Consider the following 565-nt stretch of genomic DNA (forward strand, 5'->3'; position numbering starts at 1 on the left):
CTCTAAACTTTTATAGCTCACAAACCTTGTAATACATATCTATCTTGACTGACAGTTCTACTCATCTGCGTCTTCTTTAAACAGAAGCAATTTCAAGATGACGTGCTTTACTTGGAAATACCCATCACATCTGGAAAGGAGTTATGAACTCACTTGAGCGTATTATCAGATGGGATCGGATATGAAAGCCTACGCTTTTATGGTCCCTTTCAGCCACTACACATCGAACAACTTCAAATAGCACGTACCATTAATGATCATGTCTATTTACATATCAGTGGCATGCTCTCTGAAGAACAGGGAGCTGCTTATATCGGTCAAAATATGGAGCAAGAGTCGATTGTGATTCGTCAGTTGAATGATCAGGGACAATCGCTGAGAAGGCTGTTCCATGGGATTGTTACACGTATGTCCGTACACTGTGTGCGAGGCGTGTATACATTTGAACTGGAGGCTGCTTCCCATTCATACCAGATGGATATCAAACGTAAAAGACGCTCCTATCAAGATATTCACCGTACTTATGATGATCTGGTCACAGCACTTGTTCGAAAATATCAGTACG

1 pseudogene is annotated in these 565 nt (G+C 41.2%); it reads left to right on the forward strand.

Going from position 1 to position 565, the window contains the following annotated elements:
- Positions 1-153: 153 nt before the first annotated feature.
- A pseudogene (locus tag AC5V8P_RS25995) lies at positions 154-565 on the forward strand (hypothetical protein); the annotation flags it as partial.

Source organism: Paenibacillus sp. N119s (assembly GCF_059447605.1).